The organism is Xenorhabdus sp. IM139775 (assembly GCF_028598745.1).
GTDB lineage: Bacteria > Pseudomonadota > Gammaproteobacteria > Enterobacterales > Enterobacteriaceae > Xenorhabdus.
Genome location: NZ_JAQRFK010000067.1, coordinates 1 through 17,919 on the forward strand (window position 1 = coordinate 1; position 17,919 = coordinate 17,919).

Sequence of the window (17,919 nt, forward strand, 5' to 3'; positions counted from 1 at the left end):
GTTTGTTCGAACGTCAACGAATGCTTGTCTTTGTATGCCAAAACTCTTTTTCGGAAATCGAGACTGTAACCCATTTCAACTCTGCCTTGTCATTGGAATTTGGGTATTATGACACAGTATTATGATTCTGCTATATCTGCTTTGTGGTGAAGGAAGCACAGGTTGATGCGTTCCGTTCTCAGTCTGCCACCTTGTGTTTGGTGCAATCCTTGACCGTCGCACTGGCGTATCGGCAAGGAAATGCCGGTTGAGCGGCTAAATCCGGAATCAGCGTAAAGCGTGATCATATGATCATGGCATATTGATCACGCCATCATAATCAACACGACGGTTAAATAATAACAAATGATTACCCCTAATATTTTATAGATATTGATTTAGTCAAAATAATCTTTAATCGCTGCCAATCTATAGGTATCCTTTTCAAACAAATAGTTTAATCATGACATCACTGCATCAATGAAAAAAATCACCATAAATCTAAGTATTAATAAACCCCCCCCTCTTCTGCCAGACAAAATAATCGAACGATTAAAATCTAAATTGCCATGAAGTCATGTTATTTAATATTAATAGGTTATTTCTTACAATAGTGATTATTTATCCAATCGATTTCATTATTGGAACTGATTTAACTCACCCTTTTCCCATATCACTAAAATACAGATTAATCATGCCTGAAAACATATCTCAATCTGTATTGAATTTAGGATCATAGCGGAGTATTCATATGGATAAGATTCTGGCCTCTCCATTTATTCAATTCTTTTGGAAATCATGGGTTCTCGAACCGCAATCATCTCAATGCAGTATTGTTATAGAACAGAGCATTAAAGGTAATTTGGATGAAAGCCGATTAAAATGGGCGTTACAAGAATTTCTTAATCTTTATCCTTTGTTCAAATATCGGATTGAAGAGGAAAACGATAAGTTATATTGGAAATTTGGCTCAGATAATATTGAGTTCACCTACCTTTCTAATAATGAAGAACTCTTGAATCAGTTTGCCCTGCGGCCATTTGACCTCAGAAAAGGGCCAATGGTTCGTTTTGGTTTAATCAAAGAGGCAAAACAGCAGTTTCACCTATTCATTGCCCTGCACCACATTATCGGTGACGGGCAGGGTATAGAAGAATTCTTCCACAATATATCGGATCTGTATAATCAACGTCCTCTGCGTCACTCGCCCATGACACTGCAACAAGCGGCAGCGAAATTTGAGCAAGATCACCAACTGTTAAAATTATTGGACAAATATCACCCCGAACAATACTGGAAAAAATGTCTGTCAGAGATGACTGACCGTAATCCGTTGCCCTATTTGCCCCAGCAAGCGATAGGTGAGCCTGAATTCCCTAATGAATTTCGTTTCAACTTGCCATTAAAAGATTGGAAGAGCCTCACACAGTCTTTAACCCCGTATAAGCCGTTCCTCGTGTTTAAAACGTTGTGGGCAACATTAGTCGCCCAATATACTGCAACCGGTAAAGCTCACCTTATCTATCCTATTGCAGTTGCTGGCGGGGAATCAGTTTCACTGGCCGCCCAAATCAATGCCGTTGTTTTTCCCCTGCGTTTTAATGAAACGGACAGTTTTAATTCCCTTTATCAGGCGACGTTAAACTATAGCGCATCATTAAAGGCGCAACCTGATCTGCGTTTTTCCAGTTTGCCCCTATTTCAGGCTGTGCCCGCGCATCTGGTCAACAAGCTCAATGTCGGTATCAATCAGGCCAGTTTTAGGGATATCAGTCTGGAATTAGACGGTTGTGAAGCCCATTACGGTAATCGTTTCAATAATGATTTAACGGCGACAGAGTGGATAATGGAATATCATCTGGAAGAGGATCATTGGGCTTTTCGCATCCGCTATCATCCCGGCCTGTTCCATGCAAAACAAATCAAAGCGTTAGGTGAACAATTCCAGCAATTGCTGGTTAATGCCCTGACCCATCCCACAACCCCGATAGCCCAGTTTTCTTTGCTGACGCCTGATCAGGCACAGACATTGCTGGAATACGGAAAATCACAACGACATAACCATCTGGCTGGCGTCCAAGCCTATGTGTTGAATGAACGATTGCAGATGGTGCCAATGGGATTAAAGGGAGAACTTTATCTCTCTGGGCCAGAACTGGACAATCAATATTTGGTACAATCAGCGTTGGCTGAAAAGCCGTTTATTGCCAATCCATTTGTTCAACATACTCATGATAAGTGGCTCTACCGTACCGGCGAACAGGCGCGCTGGCTGCCAAATGGCGAGCTGGAATATCTGGGGGCACAAAGCGACGATTCACTGAAAGAAGCGAGTTAAGCTGACAATCGGTGAGGTCATGGCGTGATCATCTAACCAAGCAGATAAATCACGCCAGATGATGGCTGAACTCAGTGGTGCCATGACCACGGATTATTGACGGTCACTTACTCAAAATCCTTAAAAGTCGGGCCTTGGAAGTAAATCGCTTTAATGTGGCAGCTACGGGGTTGGGTGATAACAAACCGGAGGGTTTCCCATACTGAACGGCCGTTAAGCATTTGCTCTCCCATTTTTTTCTTATTATCCAGAACTTCATCAAAGCCATTCAGTTCAAAGTCAGATGGATAAAGCCCGGTTACGCGAATATTCTCTTTGCTTAAATGATGGGCTAAGTTTTGGCTAAAACCACTCATCGCATGTTTGGCAGCAAAGAATGCCGGATGAGCGACAGATTCGGTAAATTGGGGCATATAGCAGAATCAGTATCAGTGATAAAGCTGAATGAAAACCGTCACGCTATCAATTAGATTTATTGATATTTACGGTTGAGAAAGCCAATCTTACTTGAACGTTGACAGCATAGCCCTGCCATTTTGTGCTATACATAACATCACCATGGGGAGATTCAACCACGAGGGATGACGTTACTCGATACCACAACCATCACCTGTGAAGGGGGCTATATGAAAGCACTTATTTATCACGGAGCCGGAAAAAAACGCTGGGAAGAAAAAGTACCACCCCAACTCATTGAACCCACCGATGCCATCGTCCGCATCGTCAAAACGACTATCTGTGGCACCGATCTGCATATCCTCAAGGGCGACGTTCCCACTGTCGAGAAAGGCCGGACATTGGGCCATGAAGGGATTGGGATCGTTGAATCAATCGGGGAGTCTGTCCGCAATATCAAAGTCGGCGATAAAGTCATTATTTCTTGTATCACCGTCTGCGGTAGTTGTCACTATTGTAAACGCCAGCTCTATGCACACTGTCAAGATGGTGGCTGGATCTTAGGGCATAAAATTGATGGTACACAGGCAGAGAAAGTGCGTATTCCCCATGCCGATAATAGCCTGCATCGTCTGCCAAAAGGTGTCGATGAAGAGGCGGCATTAATGCTCAGTGACATCCTGCCAACCGGGCTTGAAATTGGTGTTATCAATGGCCGGGTTCAACCGGGCCAGACTATCGCCCTGATTGGTGCGGGGCCTGTCGGGTTATCCGCATTACTGGCATCACAATTTTACTCCCCGGCCCATATCATCATGATTGATACTGATGATAATCGCCTTAGCGTCGCCCGACAGTTTGGTGCTAACACGGTTATCAACCCGACCAAGCAAAATGTCGTCGAAATCATCAACAAACTGACTGACGGAATTGGTGTCGATGTCGCCATTGAGTGTGTGGGCATCCCGGCAACGTTCAACATATGTCAGGATATCATTGCCGCCGGTGGGTTTATTGCCAACGTGGGTGTCCACGGCAAATCCGTTGACCTGCATCTGGAAAGTCTCTGGATCAAAAACATCACCATTACCACGGGATTGGTCAACACCAGCAGTACGCCCATGCTGCTAAAAAGCGTTGAATCCGGCAAAATTGCACCCGAAAAGCTGGTCACCCATCATTATCCATTGAATGAGATAGAAACGGCTTATGAAGTATTCAGTAATGCCGCGAAAGAGAAAGCATTGAAAATTGTTTTGTCAGCATAATGGGCACAGCCGGTATTCCTGATTAAAAAACAGAAAAGCCGCCGCAATATACGACATTAGTGTTCTGATGTAATTCATTACGGCGGCCTTTATATTACGGTGAATACTATGCTGGGTTTCTTGATGAATTAACTGATTAATACATTAATAAACCGGCAATCCAGAGTTCGCGTTATTCATCCAAATTTTCTTGATAGGGGTTCCCGATAGCATTAAATTCATCCAACAAGCCTAAAAGTTGGGTCAGTTTTTCTGGAGAAAAAGCGGTTTCAAGCGCCTCATAACCCTCAGTTACTTGCCCTTTTGCTTGCTCATAGAGTTCTTGGCCAACCGGAGTCAAAGAGACATACAGCTTACGCTGATCATTCATCGGTTTCAGACGGAAAATAAGCCCATCACGCTCCATGCGTGTCAAAATGCCTGTCAGGCTCGGGCGTAAAATACAAGTGAGGCAAGCGAGATCATGAAAATCAATAGAACGGCTACTCGCAAGGACACGAATAATACGCCATTGCTGCTCGGTTAAATTATAGCTCTTCAAAATAGGCCGAAAAAAACCCATTGCGGTTTCTCTCGCTTGAAGCAATGCAATTGTCAGGGATTCATGCATAAGTAAAAGTGACTCTTTAGTTAATCGCCAGTCATTCTCTATAAGTTTAACGCTCACGCTATTTATTATAGACAACATGAACATCAAAAAGACTAACACGCTCATAATCTTCCACAAAGGGAAAAGACTTCAATATTAACAAATAAATAAAGCCATTCCCCCTCAAAAAAGTTAACCAAAAGTTAAATTCAATCTCAAATGACCCTGATTAAAAATATAACAGGTTGATATCCGTGTAGTAACAATGACGACCGATCCCATGTTGTTACACAGATCACAATTAAAATTAACAATTCATTTAACATATTGAAGATTGATCAAACATGACTTATTAATATATTAATAATATGTCTTGCAATACATCATTTAGGTTTTAAGGAGCAGTCAATGAAAGGCACTGTCTTTGCCGTTGCCCTCAACCATAGTAGCCAGCTCAGTTTCTGGTATGAGGCATTTAACGAAGAACCTTATAAAACACCCCCCAAAACGCCGATTTGGTTTATCAAACCCCGTAATACGGTGATTCATTCAGGGGATGTGATCCCTCATCCCGCAGGAGAAACAGTACAAAGTGGCGCAACTTTGGCGCTGCTAATTGGAAAAACAGCCCGCAAAATTTCCGTTCAGGATGCCGGGCAGTATATTGCGGGCTACGCATTGGCAAACGAAGTCAGCCTGCCTGAAACATCCTTTTATCGCCCTGCCATTAAAGCAAAATGCCGGGACGGTTTTTGTCCGATAGGCCAAATGGTCAAAACCAGCTCAGTAGAATCACTCGATATCGTGACCGAAATTAACGGGCGGGAAGTTGATCGTTGGTCTACTCAGGATCTTGTCCGTTCCGCACCCGAATTGTTGGCGGCATTAAGCGAATTCGCCACGTTAAAAGAGGGGGATGCCATTTTGCTGGGAACGCCCCATCAGCGTATTACCCTCCATCCTGCGGATAACATCACAATCAGGGCTAAGGGCTTTCCTCACTTGGAAAATACGGTTGGATTGGCAGGAGATCAGCCATGAGATACGCCAGAATTCATTATCAGGGTCAGGATCTCGATGTGGCTGTTGACGAACAGGAAAATGTCTTCTTGCCGGATGGAAATACGGTCAGCGGTGACACGGTTTTATGGCTTCCCCCCGCCAGCGGAACGCTGTTCGCATTGGGGCTGAATTATGCCGATCACGCAACGGAGCTGGCGTTTAAGCCACCCGAAGAGCCTCTGATCTTTATCAAGGCAGCCAATAGCTTAACCGGGCACCGGCAGGTTTCTGTCCGGCCAGATAATGTGGAATACATGCATTATGAAGCAGAATTGGTTGTCGTGATGGGTAAAACCGCCCGCAAAGTTTCCAGAGAAGAGGCCATGAATTACGTTGCGGGTTATACCGTTTGTAACGATTACGCCATTCGTGATTATCTGGAAAATTACTATCGTCCTAATCTGCGGGTCAAAAGCCGCGATACGCTGACCCCGATCGGCCCTTGGATCATCGATAAACAACAGGTCGCTGATCCGCATAATCTGACCTTAAAAACTTGGGTGAACGGTGAACTGCGCCAACAAGGCACCACGGCCGATTTGATCTTCGACATCCCTTTTTTAATCACCTATCTCAGCGATTTTATGACCTTGCAACCCGGCGACATGATCGCGACAGGCACGCCCAAGGGGTTGTCCGATGTTGTTCCCGGAGATGAAGTCATCGTGGAAGTCGAAGGGGTTGGGCGTTTGGTCAATCACATTGTCAGCCAGCAAGCCTATGAGGAGAGTTTGTCATGACCCTAATTAACCACTGGATTAACGGCAAGAATGTCGGCAGCGAAACTTATTTCGAAACGACCAATCCGGCAACGGGCGAAGTGCTGGCCGAAGTCGCATCAGGTGGCAAAGAAGCGATCGCCCAAGCCGTTGACGCGGCCAAAACCGCGTTTCCCAAATGGGCCAATACCCCGATGAAAGAGCGCGCGCGTTTGATGCGCCGTTTAGGTGAGTTAATCGACCAACATGTTCCCGAAATTTCGGCGCTGGAAACCCAAGATACGGGGCTTCCCATCCACCAGACACAACATGTCCTGATCCCACGGGCTTCGCAGAACTTTAATTTCTTCGCTGAAATTTGCCAGCAGATGAACGGGCGTACCTATCCCGTTGATGACAAGATGCTCAACTATACCTTAATCCAGCCGGTTGGGGTGTGTGCGCTGATTTCGCCGTGGAATGTGCCTTTTATGACTGCAACGTGGAAAGTTGCTCCCTGTCTGGCACTGGGCAATACGGCGGTTTTAAAAATGTCCGAACTTTCCCCGCTGACCGCCGACCGTCTGGGGGAATTGGCGCTGGAAGCCGGCATTCCGGCCGGGGTGCTGAATGTCGTACAGGGCTACGGTAACACGGCCGGCGATGCGCTGGTCAAACACCCTGATGTGCGGGCTGTCTCTTTCACCGGTGGGACAGCGACGGGTCGCCTGATTATGCAACATGCCGGACTGAAAAAATATTCCATGGAGCTGGGCGGAAAATCCCCGGTTCTCATCTTTGAAGATGCCGATATTGAACGCGCACTGGATGCGGCTCTGTTCACCATTTTCTCCCTCAATGGCGAACGCTGTACGGCAGGTTCCCGCATTTTCATCCAAGAAAGTATCTACCCTGAATTCGTTAAGCGTTTTGCTGAACGCGCCAATCGGCTGCGGGTCGGTGATCCCCAAGATCCACAAACTCAGGTTGGCAGCCTGATCAGCCAGCAACACTGGGAAAAAGTCTCCAATTATATCCGTCTGGGGATCGAAGAAGGTGCCACATTGTTGGCCGGCGGTTTCGAGAAGCCCGCCGATTTACCCGCTCATCTGAAAAATGGCAACTTCTTGCGCCCGACGGTCTTGGCTGATGTGGATAATCATATGCGGGTGGCCCAAGAAGAGATCTTCGGCCCTGTCGCTTGCCTGTTGCCGTTCAAGAGTGAAGAAGATGGGCTGAGGATGGCTAATGAGGTGGAATATGGCCTTGCCTCCTATATCTGGACACAGGACGTCAGCAAAGTTTTGCGCCTCGCACGTGGCATTGAAGCCGGCATGGTGTTTGTCAATGCCCAGAACGTCCGCGATCTGCGCCAGCCATTTGGTGGCATAAAAGCCTCCGGTGTGGGGCGTGAAGGCGGGGAATACAGTTTCGACGTGTTTGCCGAAGTGAAGAACGTTTGTATCTCAATGGGAGAGCACCCTATTCCTCGTTGGGGTGTTTGAGACAGAAAGTTTGAGACAAAAAGTTTGAGGCAGAAAATTCGGGCAATTCGCATTGGGCGATAAGGAAGATTTATGGGAAAGTTAGCGTTAGCAGCGAAAATTACACATGTACCTTCTATGTATCTGTCTGAATTGCCGGGCAAGCATCACGGTTGCCGGCAAGGTGCCATTGACGGACACAAAGAGATCAGCCGGCGCTGCCGTGAGATGGGGGTCGATACGATTGTTGTCTTTGACACGCATTGGCTGGTTAACAGTGCTTATCATATTAACTGCTCCGACCATTTTTCCGGCATCTACACCAGTAATGAGCTACCCCATTTTATCCGCGATATGACCTATGAATATGACGGCAATCCTGAACTGGGCAGGTTGATTGCGGAAGAAGCACGTCAGATGGGTGTTCGTGCCCAGTCACACGAGATACCCAGCCTGAAACTGGAATATGGCACACTGGTGCCCATGCGCTATATGAACAGCGATCGCCATTTCAAAGTCATTTCAATTTCTGCCTTTTGTACTGTCCATGCGTTTGAAGACAGCCGCAAACTGGGAGAAGCGCTTTTGCGGGCAATCCAAAAATACGATGGCACGGTTGCCGTGTTGGCAAGTGGTTCGCTGTCGCATAGTTTTATTGAAGATCAGCGTGCCGAACAGGGCATGAACAGTTATACCCGTGAGTTTGATGAGCAGATGGATCATCGCGTCGTCCAGCTTTGGAAGGAAGGAAAGTTCAAGGAGTTCTGCAAAATGCTGCCGGAGTATGCACAATATTGCCGGGGAGAAGGTAACATGCACGATACCGTGATGCTGCTGGGACTGCTCGGCTGGAACCAGTATGACGGCAAGGTGGAATTTTTGACAGAATTGTTCGCCAGCTCAGGAACAGGGCAGGTTAACGCCGTTTTCCCGCTGCCGGATAATATCGTTCATCAACATCAAGCTGACGCCTGAGAGGAGTAAAACCGTGCCACATTTTTACGCTGAGTGTACAGAGAATATCCGTGAAGAAGCCAAGTTGCCGGCACTCTTTGCCAAAGTGAATCAAGCACTGGCAGAGACGGGCATTTTTCCACTGGGGGGGATCCGCAGCCGTGCCATTTGGTTGGACACTTGGCAAATGGCCGATGGTCAGCAGGATTATGCGTTTGTTCACATGACACTGAAAATTGGTGCCGGCCGCAGCCTTGCCGAACGGCAAAAAGTCGGCGAAATGTTGTTTGATTTAATTAAAGCGCATTTCGGTGAATTGATGGCACAACGTTATCTCGGCCTCTCTTTCACGATGGAAGAGCTTGATCCTGTGCTGAATTATAAATCCAATAACGTTCATCACCTGTTTAAAGCAAAAACGTAACAACGACAAAAGCCCCCTATCCCCAAACGATTTCTAACCGCAGCCAATCAACGCTGCGGACGGTAAGAGGAAGCCATGACAAGTCACCTGAAAACAAGTCACCTAAATACGATCCACTTGGATACAACCTTGCTGCGTCAACAGGCTTATATCGGTGGCCAATGGGTTGATGCGGAAAATAAAACGACTTTTGCAATCACTAACCCTGCCAACGGAGAAGTTATTGCTAATGTCAGTGATCTGGGTGCCAAAGAGACACAGGCCGCCATTGAAGCTGCCCACGATGCCCTTCCTGCATGGCGGTCGCTGACGGCGAAACAGCGTAGCCAGAAACTCAGGCAATGGTTCCATCTGATGATGGAAAATCAAACGGCCTTGGCTGAAATACTGAGTACCGAACAGGGCAAACCCCACGCCGAGGCAATGGGAGAAATTGCTTACGGTGCCAGTTTTATCGAATGGTTCGCCGAAGAAGGTAAACGTATTTATGGCGAAACCATGTCTTCTCCAATGCCGGGGCGTCATCTCGCGACCATCAAACAACCGATTGGTGTCGTTGCGGCGATCACACCGTGGAATTTTCCCAATGCGATGATCACCCGCAAAGTGGGGCCGGCGCTGGCTGCGGGTTGTACGGTGGTGCTGAAACCCGCAGCCGAAACGCCACTCTCTGCGTTGGCATTGGCCGTATTGGCAGAACAGGCCGGCATTCCGGCGGGCGTCTTCAATATCGTGACAGGAATGGATGCCAAAGCGATAGGTGAAGTGCTGACGTCAAGTCCTGTCGTGCGCAAACTTTCATTCACCGGCTCTACCCGTGTTGGCAAGTTATTGATGGCACAAAGCGCCGATACGGTGAAAAAGCTCTCGCTCGAACTGGGTGGTAATGCACCTTTTATTGTGTTTGATGATGCCGATCTTGATGCTGCGGTAGCGGGCGCAATGGCGGCGAAATTCCGTAACAGTGGGCAAACGTGTGTCTGTGCCAACCGCATTCTGGTACAGGAAGGGATTTACGATGCTTTTGCAGAGCGTCTGGCACATGCCGTGAAACAGCTTCAAGTCGGGCCGGCGACCGACAGCTCATCACAGCAAGGCCCGCTGATTAATCAAGCGGCGGTGGAAAAAGTACGGGCACATATCAGCGATGCGGTTTCCAACGGCGCGCGTATTCTGGCGGGAGGCAAATCCCATGCCCTGGGGGGGTTGTTCTTTGAGCCAACAGTACTGGCGGATGTCAGTGAGTCCATGCTGGTTGCCCGCGAAGAAACCTTCGGCCCTCTGGCACCCCTGATCAAATTCTGTGATGAAAACGATGCCATCCGGATTGCCAACAACACGGAATTCGGTCTGGCGGCTTATTTCTATTCCCGCGACATTGGCCGGATTTACCGTGTGGCGGAAGCGCTGGAAAGTGGCATGGTCGGCATCAATGAGGGTTTGATCTCCAACGAAATAGCCCCATTTGGCGGTATTAAACAATCCGGGCTGGGACGTGAAGGTTCACGTTACGGTATTGAGGATTATCTGGAAGTGAAATACCTCTGTTTTGGCGGGTTAGAAGCGAAAGGAGTTTAACACGCTATGCTACAGCAAGAAGTCGTATCACAGGTTGCTCGCCGTTTACATCTGGCGGAGAAAAACCGCAAACAGATCCGCCAAATCTCACTGGATTATCCAGAGATCACCATCGAGGATGCTTACGCTATTCAACGTGAATGGGTGGATTTGAAACTCAGGGAAGGCCGGGTTCTCAAGGGACACAAGATTGGTCTGACATCGAAAGCCATGCAAGCCAGTTCACAGATTAATGAACCGGATTACGGTGCCCTGCTGGATGATATGTTTTTTCAAGACGGCAGTGATATCCCTTGCGAACGCTTTATTGTGCCACGGATTGAGGTTGAGCTGGCTTTTGTGCTGGCAAGGCCCCTGCGTGGCCCAAACTGTACGCTGTTTGATGTTTATAACGCGACTGATTATGTCATTCCGGCACTGGAGCTTATTGATGCTCGCTGTCATAACATCGATCCCGAAACGCAGCGTCCACGCAAGGTATTCGATACGATTTCTGACAATGCCGCCAATGCCGGCGTGGTGATGGGCGGGCGGCCGATCAAACCGGATGAACGGGATCTGCGCTGGGTCAGCGCCCTGCTCTACCGCAATGGGGTAATTGAAGAATCCGGCGTGGCAGCTGCGGTGCTTAATCATCCCGCCAATGGCGTGGCATGGCTTGCCAACAAACTGGCATCCCATGATGTGCAACTTGAAGCAGGCCAGATTATTCTGGCCGGTTCTTTTACCCGCCCGGTTCCCGCACGTAAAGGAGATACCTTTCATGTGGATTACGGCGTGTTAGGTTCAATTAGCTGTCACTTTAGTTGAACATCATGGGCTTGACATCTCTTGAGGTAATATCATGGATCAGCTAACAAATAAATTTAAACATGCCCTGAAAACAGGGCAGCCGCAAATCGGATTATGGCTTGGGTTATGCAGTGGATATAGCGCGGAAATACTGGCAGGAACGGGATTTGATTGGCTGTTGATTGATGGTGAACATGCTCCCAATGATATTGCCACCATCCTTGCCCAATTACAGGGCATTGCCCCTTATCCGAGCCAGCCGGTCGTTCGTCCGGCGTGGAATGATCCGGTGATCACCAAACAGTTGTTGGATATTGGTGCACAAACGTTATTGTTCCCGATGATTCAAAATGCGGCGCAAGCACGTGAAGCGGTCAGGGCGACTCGCTATCCCCCCGCCGGTATTCGTGGCGTAGGCAGTGCGCTGGCACGCGCCTCTCGCTGGAACCGCATTCCTGACTATCTATCCCGTGCCAATGACGAAATCTGTGTACTGGTTCAGGCAGAAACCCGTGAAGCCCTGCAAAACTTACCGGAAATAGCGGCTGTCGAAGGTGTCGATGGGGTGTTTATTGGTCCGGCCGATCTCAGTGCCGATATGGGATATCTCGACAACCCGCAACATCCTGAAGTTCAGGCGGCCATTGAACATGCCATCGCTCAGATCCAATCGTTCGGCAAGGCCGCCGGTATTTTGATGACCCATGCTGATGCTGCGGAACATTATCTCAATCTGGGGGCGCGATTTGTTGCGGTAGGGGTTGATACCAGTTTATTAACCGGAGCAGCCAACGCCTTGGCAAAGCGTTTCGGTAAATAAGCAACGAACCGTGTTTCGACAAAAATAATGATCTCATATGGCTGATGTTTGTAGGTCGCTGATCGCGACATCGGCCATTGCAAAGGACAAGCAAGCCGTCAACAAAACAAAGGAAACAACCATGAGCATTTCGCCTGACGCCCTACCAAAATCAGACAATACGCTTCATCAACTTCACAAGCTGACCGTCCAACAGCAAAGTGTCATCAATAAATTATTCCGGCGCCTGATCCTGTTTCTTTTTGTCCTGTTCGTTTTCTCTTTTCTGGATCGCATCAATATTGGCTTTGCCGGTTTGACGATGGGAAAAGATCTCGGTTTAACTTCCACCATGTTTGGGCTGGCCGCGACGCTGTTTTATGCGACTTATGTCATTTTCGGCATTCCCAGCAATGTGATGTTGGGCATTGTGGGGGCGCGGCGCTGGATCGCGACCATTATGGTGTTATGGGGGATCGCGTCCACCGCCACCCTGTTTGCCACGGGGCCCACGAGTCTGTATATCTTGCGTATGCTGGTAGGGATTGCGGAAGCCGGTTTTTTGCCGGGGATTTTGGTTTACCTGACTTATTGGTTTCCGGCCTATTATCGTGCACGTGCCAATGCGCTGTTTATGATCGCCATGCCCGTCACAATGGCATTCGGTTCATTGATTTCCGGTTATATCCTGGCCATGGATGGCATCTGGGATCTGCGCGGCTGGCAGTGGTTGTTTTTACTGGAAGGCTTCCCTTCTGTTTTGCTCGGTTTTGCGGTCTGGTTTTATCTGGATGATTCACCGGAAAAAGCCAAGTGGCTGACGCGTGAAGATAAGCAATGCCTGCAAGCGATGCTAGACAACGATAAAATTTCTGTCATGCCGCCCGATCAGTATTCCCAACAACAACAAAAAAGACGTTTATGGCAGGAGGTTTTTACCCCGATCGTCTTGATGTACACCTTCGCTTATTTCTGCCTGACCAATACCCTGAGTGCCATTAATATCTGGACGCCACAGATTATGCAGAGTTTCAATCAGGGCAGCAGCCATGTCACCATTGGTATTTTGACGGCCATTCCCCAATTCTGCACGATTTTGGGCATGGTTTACTGGAGCCGCCGCTCAGATCGCCGACAAGAACGCAAACTGCACACCGCCCTGCCCTACTTGTTTGCCGCCGTCGGCTGGATATTAACGTCGCTGACCGATAACAGCATGGTGCAACTACTGGGGATCATGATGGCTTCCACCGGATCGTTTACGGCGATGGCCGTATTTTGGACAACGCCGGATCAATCGATCAGCCTGCACGCCCGCGCAGTGGGGATCGCCGTGATCAATGCCACCGGCAATGTGGGATCTGCCGTCAGCCCCCTGCTGATCGGCTGGCTGAGGGATCAAACGGGTCATTTCAACGCTGGGCTTTATTTCGTCGCCGGGCTGTTGGTTATCGGTGCGCTGATGGTTTTCCTGATCCCGATGAAACAGGCACGGCCACAGGTAACCCCGTAAATAACAGCAAGATATTCAGCTAGCTGAGCCAACCATTAGAGACGGGAGAGCATCGATGTCTGCATCCAATACGATCAAATCCAACACGATCAAACCCATCATCACCAATATCGATATCAGCAAAGATTATGATGAAACCCAAGGCACGGATGATGTTCACTACCAAACTTTTGGTCACATGGCTGCATTTTTCGGGCGTGATATGCAGGCACACCGCCACGATGGTTTTTTCCAACTGCATTATCTGGTGACAGGGCGGATTGAACTGCAACTGGACGAACAGCACTATTCCGTGCAAGCCCCGCTGTTTATCCTGACTCCACCTTCTGTCCCCCACGCTTTTTTTACTCAGGAAGATACTGATGGTCATGTACTGACTGTCCGTCAGGAATTGATTACACCCTTGCTCAGCTCGCTTTATCCCACTCACCGGGAATGGGTTGATATCCCGGCTATTTGTCTTTCTGTCGCGGATAAACCGGGTGAATTGGCAACATTCAACCATTATTGGGCACTGATCGGGCGTGAATCTGCCAATCAATTTGCGGGACGCGAGCAATCACTGGCTTTTCTGGCCCAAGCCTTGTTTACCTTCCTGTTGCGCAGCATTCCCCTTGATGATCACCGCTGCGGGGGTGTCAAAGGCGAATTGAAACTGTTCCAGCATTTTAACCAATTGGTTGATCAATATTATCACCAGCATCTTGCCGTGCCGGAATATGCGGAAAAATTGGGAATGACGGAATCACGCCTGAAAGATATGTGCCGGCGCTTTGCTAATCGTCCACCGAAAAAGTTGATCTTTGACCGGCTCCTGCGGGAGGCAAAACGGTTATTGCTGTTTAGTGACAGTCCCGTATTTGAAGTAGCATATCAGCTCGGGTTTCAAGACCCGGCCTACTTTACCCGATTTTTTAACCGATTGGTGGGGTGTTCACCGAGTGTTTGGCGGGAAACGAATGGAGGCGGGAATAAATAAAATATCCACTCAAACATGGGCAAAATTATCGTCATTGGTAGAACAACCGGCCGCAGTACTGACCCGCAAACTCAGCCTTATGCCGGCGGAGTGCCCTTTGGAGGAAAAGATGGGAAAGGCATTAAATTTATATCTGGCAAACAAAGCGATTAAACATATTAATATGACACTTGGCATTATCTCGCCAAACCAATTGCCAGAACATTTACACTCTCCACCTTCAAACAGAACTTATTATAATCGGCGTCTCCAGACCTTCCGTGAAAAAGGACAAGAAACATTAAATAATTATTATAAAAATCGGGCTACCGATACCATGAAAAAATATCCGGATATCATCAATCAAGAGCCGGGAATTACTCATCCTGCAAGATATTATGCCGCGAAAGAACCACAGGCCCATATCATCAGGCAACGATTAATTTCCAATAACTATGCCATAGAGGCGGGTGTGGGTAATTGTAATGAAAAATCACAAATTGCTTTTACTTATTTATTGCTGCGAGGTGCCCGTCCACTTGAACGTTTCGTCATCATTAATGACATGGGGATCAGTGACCATGCTTTTATTGTGATTGGCAGAAATCAGGGTGAACCGCATCAATCAGCAAGCTGGAACCCTGAAGCCGTCATTTGTGACCCGTGGGATAACAAAGCCTTTCTCGCTAATGGTCAAAATCTCAGCACTTTTTTTAATGGCACATTAAGACTGATGTACCGCTATGAGTAAAAACACAAAGCCGATCACATTTACGCAACAAATCATCTGTTTTTATCGAAAAGTACCAGTAAACCTTCCGAAAGTCTCTTCAACAGAGACCGTTTAGCCGCTTCAATCAAGCAATGCAATAAACACAAAATTAACACATAAACCCCCATATGGATAACAAACCAAAATCAGGGGATTTTTCGGAACATGAGGTTGCTATGAAACTAGAAAACTTGCGTGCTGATCATAAACGCCCATTTACCAGTGCAGAATATTTGAGTTCACTTCAGGATAACCGCGAAATTTACATCTATGGTGAACGGGTCAAAGATGTGACAACCCACCCGGCTTTCCGCAATGCCGCGGCTTCAATTGGCCAACTGTATGATGCTCTTCATGCCCCGGAAACTCACAATGCCCTCTGTTGGGATACCGATACCGGAAATGGTGGCTACACACACAAATTTTTCCGTTTCGCCACCAGCGCGGATGACATCCGCCAACAGCGCGATGCCATTGCTGAATGGTCACGCCTAAACTATGGCTGGATGGGGCGTTCACCTGATTATAAAGCGGCATTCTGTTGCTCATTAGGTGCCTATCCTGAGTATTATGGCCAATTTGCTGACAATGCCCGCATCTGGTATAAACGCATTCAGGAAAGCTGCATCTATTTCAATCATGCGATTGTTAATCCACCGATTGATCGCCATAAACCCGCCGATCAGGTCAAGGATGTCTTTATCAAGATAGAAAAAGAGACTGATGCCGGTATTATTGTCAGCGGTGCCAAAGTCGTCGCAACCAATTCGGCCCTGACTCACTATAACTTCATCGGTTTTGGTTCTGCTCAGGTCATGGGGGACAATCCTGATTTTGCCCTGATGTTTGTTGCTCCCATGGACGCCGACGGCGTGAAATTAATCTCCCGCGCCTCCTATGAATTGGTAGCCGGTGCGACCGGAACCCCTTTTGATTACCCCCTTTCCAGCCGGTTTGATGAAAATGACGCCATTCTGGTGATGGATAAGGTATTAATTCCATGGGAAAATGTGTTAATTTATCGCGATTTTGATCGCGCCCGTCATTGGGCGGTGCAAAGTGGTTTTGCACGGCTGTTCCCCATGCAAGCCTGCGTGCGCTTTGCGGTTAAACTGGATTTCATTACGGCGCTACTGCAAAAAAGCCTTGAATGCACCGGCGTGGTGGAATTCCGTGGTGTTCAGGCCGATTTGGGCGAAGTGGTTGCGTGGCGCAATCTGTTCTGGTCATTGACCGATGCGATGTGGGCAGAAGCCAAGCCGTGGGAAAATGGTGCTTATCTGCCCGATACCCAAGCGATTCAAACTTATCGCGTGATGGCACCCATGGCTTACACAAAAATCAAGAATATTATTGAAAGCAACGTCACCAGCGGCCTGATCTATCTGCCATCCAGCGTGCGTGACATGAATAACCCTGAAATCAATCAATATATTGAAAAGTATGTCCGTGGCTCTAATGGTATTGACCACGTAGAGCGCATCAAAATTTTGAAATTAATGTGGGATGCCATTGGCAGTGAGTTCGGCGGTCGCCACGAGTTATACGAAATCAATTATGCCGGCAGTCAGGACGAAATTCGCCTGCAATGCCTGCGCCATGCCTATGGCTCCGGCAACATGAAGAAAATGACGGAATTGGTGGATCGCTGTCTCTCTGACTATGATTTGAATGGCTGGACCCGACCCCACTTACACAATAACCGTGATATTAACCTGTTAGATAAGCTGCTGAAATAAGTCAGTAGCAGGAGGCTATTATGTCTGTAGAAAATGAACATCGCTTACGTTTTAGGGATGCGATGGCAAGCCTGTCCGCTGCGGTGAATATCGTCACCACGGATGGTCTTGCAGGGCGCTGCGGTATTACGGCAACAGCGGTATGCTCTGTGACTGATACGCCTCCGACTTTAATGGTCTGTATTAATCGCAAGAGCACCATGAATCCGGTATTTCAGGAAAATGGTCATCTGTGTGTCAATATCCTGAATCATGAACAGGAATTAATGGCACGCCATTTTGCTGGCATGACGGGTATCAGCATGGAAGAGCGCTTCAATTGGGATATCTGGCGAACCGGCGTATTGGGGCAACCCCTGCTGCAAGGAGCACTCGCCAATTTAGAGGGACGTATTGAGCAAGTACAGGAAGTAGGGACTCACTATGTCTATCTGGTGGAAATAAAACAGATTATTGTTCATGAAGAAGGTCATGGGCTGATTTACTTTAAGCGCGGCTTTCATCCGGTGATGGATAAAGCCATGGCAACAGTGGTTTAAAGCAAAAACATATTTAAAACAAAGATATTATCCTCAA

The 17,919-nt window shown here is 47.8% G+C and carries 16 protein-coding genes and 3 pseudogenes; 16 read left to right on the plus strand and 3 right to left on the minus strand.

Features of this window, described 5'->3' with window-relative positions; all coding sequences use genetic code 11:
* Window positions 1-74, minus strand: a pseudogene (locus tag PSI17_RS17330) (IS630 transposase-related protein); the annotation flags it as partial.
* 60 nt (window positions 75-134) lie between these two features.
* Here PSI17_RS17330 and PSI17_RS13245 point away from each other — a divergent pair.
* Both PSI17_RS13245 and PSI17_RS13250 read left to right on the plus strand, forming a co-directional pair.
* Window positions 135-251: pseudogene (locus PSI17_RS13245) on the plus strand (Fe-S cluster assembly protein HesB); the annotation flags it as partial.
* 479 nt (window positions 252-730) lie between these two features.
* Complete coding sequence (locus PSI17_RS13250; protein ID WP_273552420.1) at window positions 731-2,317, plus strand: condensation domain-containing protein; 1,587 nt, start codon at window positions 731-733, stop codon at window positions 2,315-2,317.
* Window positions 2,318-2,424: 107 nt separating this feature from the next.
* Here PSI17_RS13250 and PSI17_RS13255 read toward each other — a convergent pair.
* A pseudogene (locus tag PSI17_RS13255) lies at window positions 2,425-2,736 on the minus strand (deoxygluconate dehydrogenase); the annotation flags it as partial.
* A gap of 207 nt (window positions 2,737-2,943) precedes the next feature.
* Between PSI17_RS13255 and PSI17_RS13260 the strand changes: the two are divergent.
* Complete coding sequence (locus PSI17_RS13260; RefSeq protein WP_273552421.1) at window positions 2,944-3,981, plus strand: zinc-dependent alcohol dehydrogenase family protein; 1,038 nt, start codon at window positions 2,944-2,946, stop codon at window positions 3,979-3,981.
* 172 nt (window positions 3,982-4,153) lie between these two features.
* Here PSI17_RS13260 and hpaR read toward each other — a convergent pair whose 3' ends face one another.
* Window positions 4,154-4,591, minus strand: a complete 438-nt coding sequence (gene hpaR / locus PSI17_RS13265; RefSeq protein WP_273552422.1) for a homoprotocatechuate degradation operon regulator HpaR — start codon at window positions 4,589-4,591, stop codon at window positions 4,154-4,156.
* A gap of 387 nt (window positions 4,592-4,978) precedes the next feature.
* Here hpaR and PSI17_RS13270 point away from each other — a divergent pair, with 387 nt between their 5' ends.
* From PSI17_RS13270 to hpaC, 13 genes are all read left to right on the plus strand, one after another.
* Window positions 4,979-5,611 carry a fumarylacetoacetate hydrolase family protein gene (locus tag PSI17_RS13270; RefSeq protein WP_273552423.1) on the plus strand — a complete coding sequence of 211 codons (633 nt, stop codon included), beginning with the start codon at window positions 4,979-4,981 and terminating at the stop codon, window positions 5,609-5,611.
* Window positions 5,608-6,372, plus strand: coding sequence for a fumarylacetoacetate hydrolase family protein (locus tag PSI17_RS13275; protein ID WP_273552424.1), 765 nt, complete (start codon window positions 5,608-5,610; stop codon window positions 6,370-6,372). Before PSI17_RS13270 ends, PSI17_RS13275 begins: the two co-directional genes overlap by 4 nt.
* On the plus strand, window positions 6,369-7,835 hold the full coding sequence (hpaE, locus tag PSI17_RS13280; RefSeq protein WP_273552425.1) for a 5-carboxymethyl-2-hydroxymuconate semialdehyde dehydrogenase: 1,467 nt from the start codon (window positions 6,369-6,371) through the stop codon (window positions 7,833-7,835). The genes PSI17_RS13275 and hpaE overlap by 4 nt, the downstream gene beginning before the upstream one ends.
* A gap of 72 nt (window positions 7,836-7,907) precedes the next feature.
* Window positions 7,908-8,789, plus strand: a complete 882-nt coding sequence (hpaD, locus tag PSI17_RS13285; protein WP_273552426.1) for a 3,4-dihydroxyphenylacetate 2,3-dioxygenase — start codon at window positions 7,908-7,910, stop codon at window positions 8,787-8,789.
* A 13-nt stretch (window positions 8,790-8,802) separates the two neighbouring features.
* On the plus strand, window positions 8,803-9,192 hold the full coding sequence (locus tag PSI17_RS13290) for a 5-carboxymethyl-2-hydroxymuconate Delta-isomerase (protein ID WP_273552427.1): 390 nt from the start codon (window positions 8,803-8,805) through the stop codon (window positions 9,190-9,192).
* A gap of 75 nt (window positions 9,193-9,267) precedes the next feature.
* Window positions 9,268-10,770 carry an NAD-dependent succinate-semialdehyde dehydrogenase gene (locus PSI17_RS13295; protein WP_273552428.1) on the plus strand — a complete coding sequence of 501 codons (1,503 nt, stop codon included), beginning with the start codon at window positions 9,268-9,270 and terminating at the stop codon, window positions 10,768-10,770.
* Between the two features lie 6 nt (window positions 10,771-10,776).
* A complete protein-coding gene (hpaH, locus tag PSI17_RS13300) occupies window positions 10,777-11,580 on the plus strand; it encodes a 2-oxo-hept-4-ene-1,7-dioate hydratase (RefSeq protein WP_273552429.1) in 804 nt (267 codons plus the stop codon).
* A 34-nt stretch (window positions 11,581-11,614) separates the two neighbouring features.
* On the plus strand, window positions 11,615-12,382 hold the full coding sequence (hpaI, locus tag PSI17_RS13305; RefSeq protein ID WP_273552430.1) for a 4-hydroxy-2-oxoheptanedioate aldolase: 768 nt from the start codon (window positions 11,615-11,617) through the stop codon (window positions 12,380-12,382).
* Between the two features lie 121 nt (window positions 12,383-12,503).
* On the plus strand, window positions 12,504-13,874 hold the full coding sequence (gene hpaX / locus PSI17_RS13310) for a 4-hydroxyphenylacetate permease (RefSeq protein ID WP_273552431.1): 1,371 nt from the start codon (window positions 12,504-12,506) through the stop codon (window positions 13,872-13,874).
* Window positions 13,875-13,929: 55 nt separating this feature from the next.
* Window positions 13,930-14,853, plus strand: a complete 924-nt coding sequence (gene hpaA / locus PSI17_RS13315; protein WP_273552432.1) for a 4-hydroxyphenylacetate catabolism regulatory protein HpaA — start codon at window positions 13,930-13,932, stop codon at window positions 14,851-14,853.
* Complete coding sequence (locus tag PSI17_RS13320; RefSeq protein ID WP_273552433.1) at window positions 14,834-15,583, plus strand: hypothetical protein; 750 nt, start codon at window positions 14,834-14,836, stop codon at window positions 15,581-15,583. Before hpaA ends, PSI17_RS13320 begins: the two co-directional genes overlap by 20 nt.
* A 197-nt stretch (window positions 15,584-15,780) precedes the next feature.
* Complete coding sequence (hpaB, locus tag PSI17_RS13325) at window positions 15,781-17,343, plus strand: 4-hydroxyphenylacetate 3-monooxygenase, oxygenase component (RefSeq protein ID WP_273552434.1); 1,563 nt, start codon at window positions 15,781-15,783, stop codon at window positions 17,341-17,343.
* Between the two features lie 20 nt (window positions 17,344-17,363).
* Window positions 17,364-17,882, plus strand: a complete 519-nt coding sequence (gene hpaC, locus PSI17_RS13330; RefSeq protein ID WP_273552435.1) for a 4-hydroxyphenylacetate 3-monooxygenase, reductase component — start codon at window positions 17,364-17,366, stop codon at window positions 17,880-17,882.
* Window positions 17,883-17,919: the final 37 nt, after the last annotated feature.

Excerpts from the sequence above, each read along its gene's own strand:
- PSI17_RS13275 (WP_273552424.1), top strand. The coding sequence starts at position 5,608 with ATGAGATACGCCAGAATTCATTATCAGGGTCAGGATCTCGATGTGGCT.
- hpaI (WP_273552430.1), top strand. The coding sequence starts at position 11,615 with ATGGATCAGCTAACAAATAAATTTAAACATGCCCTGAAAACAGGGCAG.
- PSI17_RS13260 (WP_273552421.1), top strand. The coding sequence starts at position 2,944 with ATGAAAGCACTTATTTATCACGGAGCCGGAAAAAAACGCTGGGAAGAA.
- hpaX (WP_273552431.1), top strand. The coding sequence starts at position 12,504 with ATGAGCATTTCGCCTGACGCCCTACCAAAATCAGACAATACGCTTCAT.
- hpaH (WP_273552429.1), top strand. The coding sequence starts at position 10,777 with ATGCTACAGCAAGAAGTCGTATCACAGGTTGCTCGCCGTTTACATCTG.
- PSI17_RS13295 (WP_273552428.1), top strand. The coding sequence starts at position 9,268 with ATGACAAGTCACCTGAAAACAAGTCACCTAAATACGATCCACTTGGAT.
- PSI17_RS13320 (WP_273552433.1), top strand. The coding sequence starts at position 14,834 with ATGGAGGCGGGAATAAATAAAATATCCACTCAAACATGGGCAAAATTA.
- hpaD (WP_273552426.1), top strand. The coding sequence starts at position 7,908 with ATGGGAAAGTTAGCGTTAGCAGCGAAAATTACACATGTACCTTCTATG.
- hpaE (WP_273552425.1), top strand. The coding sequence starts at position 6,369 with ATGACCCTAATTAACCACTGGATTAACGGCAAGAATGTCGGCAGCGAA.
- PSI17_RS13250 (WP_273552420.1), top strand. The coding sequence starts at position 731 with ATGGATAAGATTCTGGCCTCTCCATTTATTCAATTCTTTTGGAAATCA.
- PSI17_RS13270 (WP_273552423.1), top strand. The coding sequence starts at position 4,979 with ATGAAAGGCACTGTCTTTGCCGTTGCCCTCAACCATAGTAGCCAGCTC.
- hpaR (WP_273552422.1), bottom strand. The coding sequence starts at position 4,591 with ATGCATGAATCCCTGACAATTGCATTGCTTCAAGCGAGAGAAACCGCA.
- hpaB (WP_273552434.1), top strand. The coding sequence starts at position 15,781 with ATGAAACTAGAAAACTTGCGTGCTGATCATAAACGCCCATTTACCAGT.
- hpaA (WP_273552432.1), top strand. The coding sequence starts at position 13,930 with ATGTCTGCATCCAATACGATCAAATCCAACACGATCAAACCCATCATC.
- hpaC (WP_273552435.1), top strand. The coding sequence starts at position 17,364 with ATGTCTGTAGAAAATGAACATCGCTTACGTTTTAGGGATGCGATGGCA.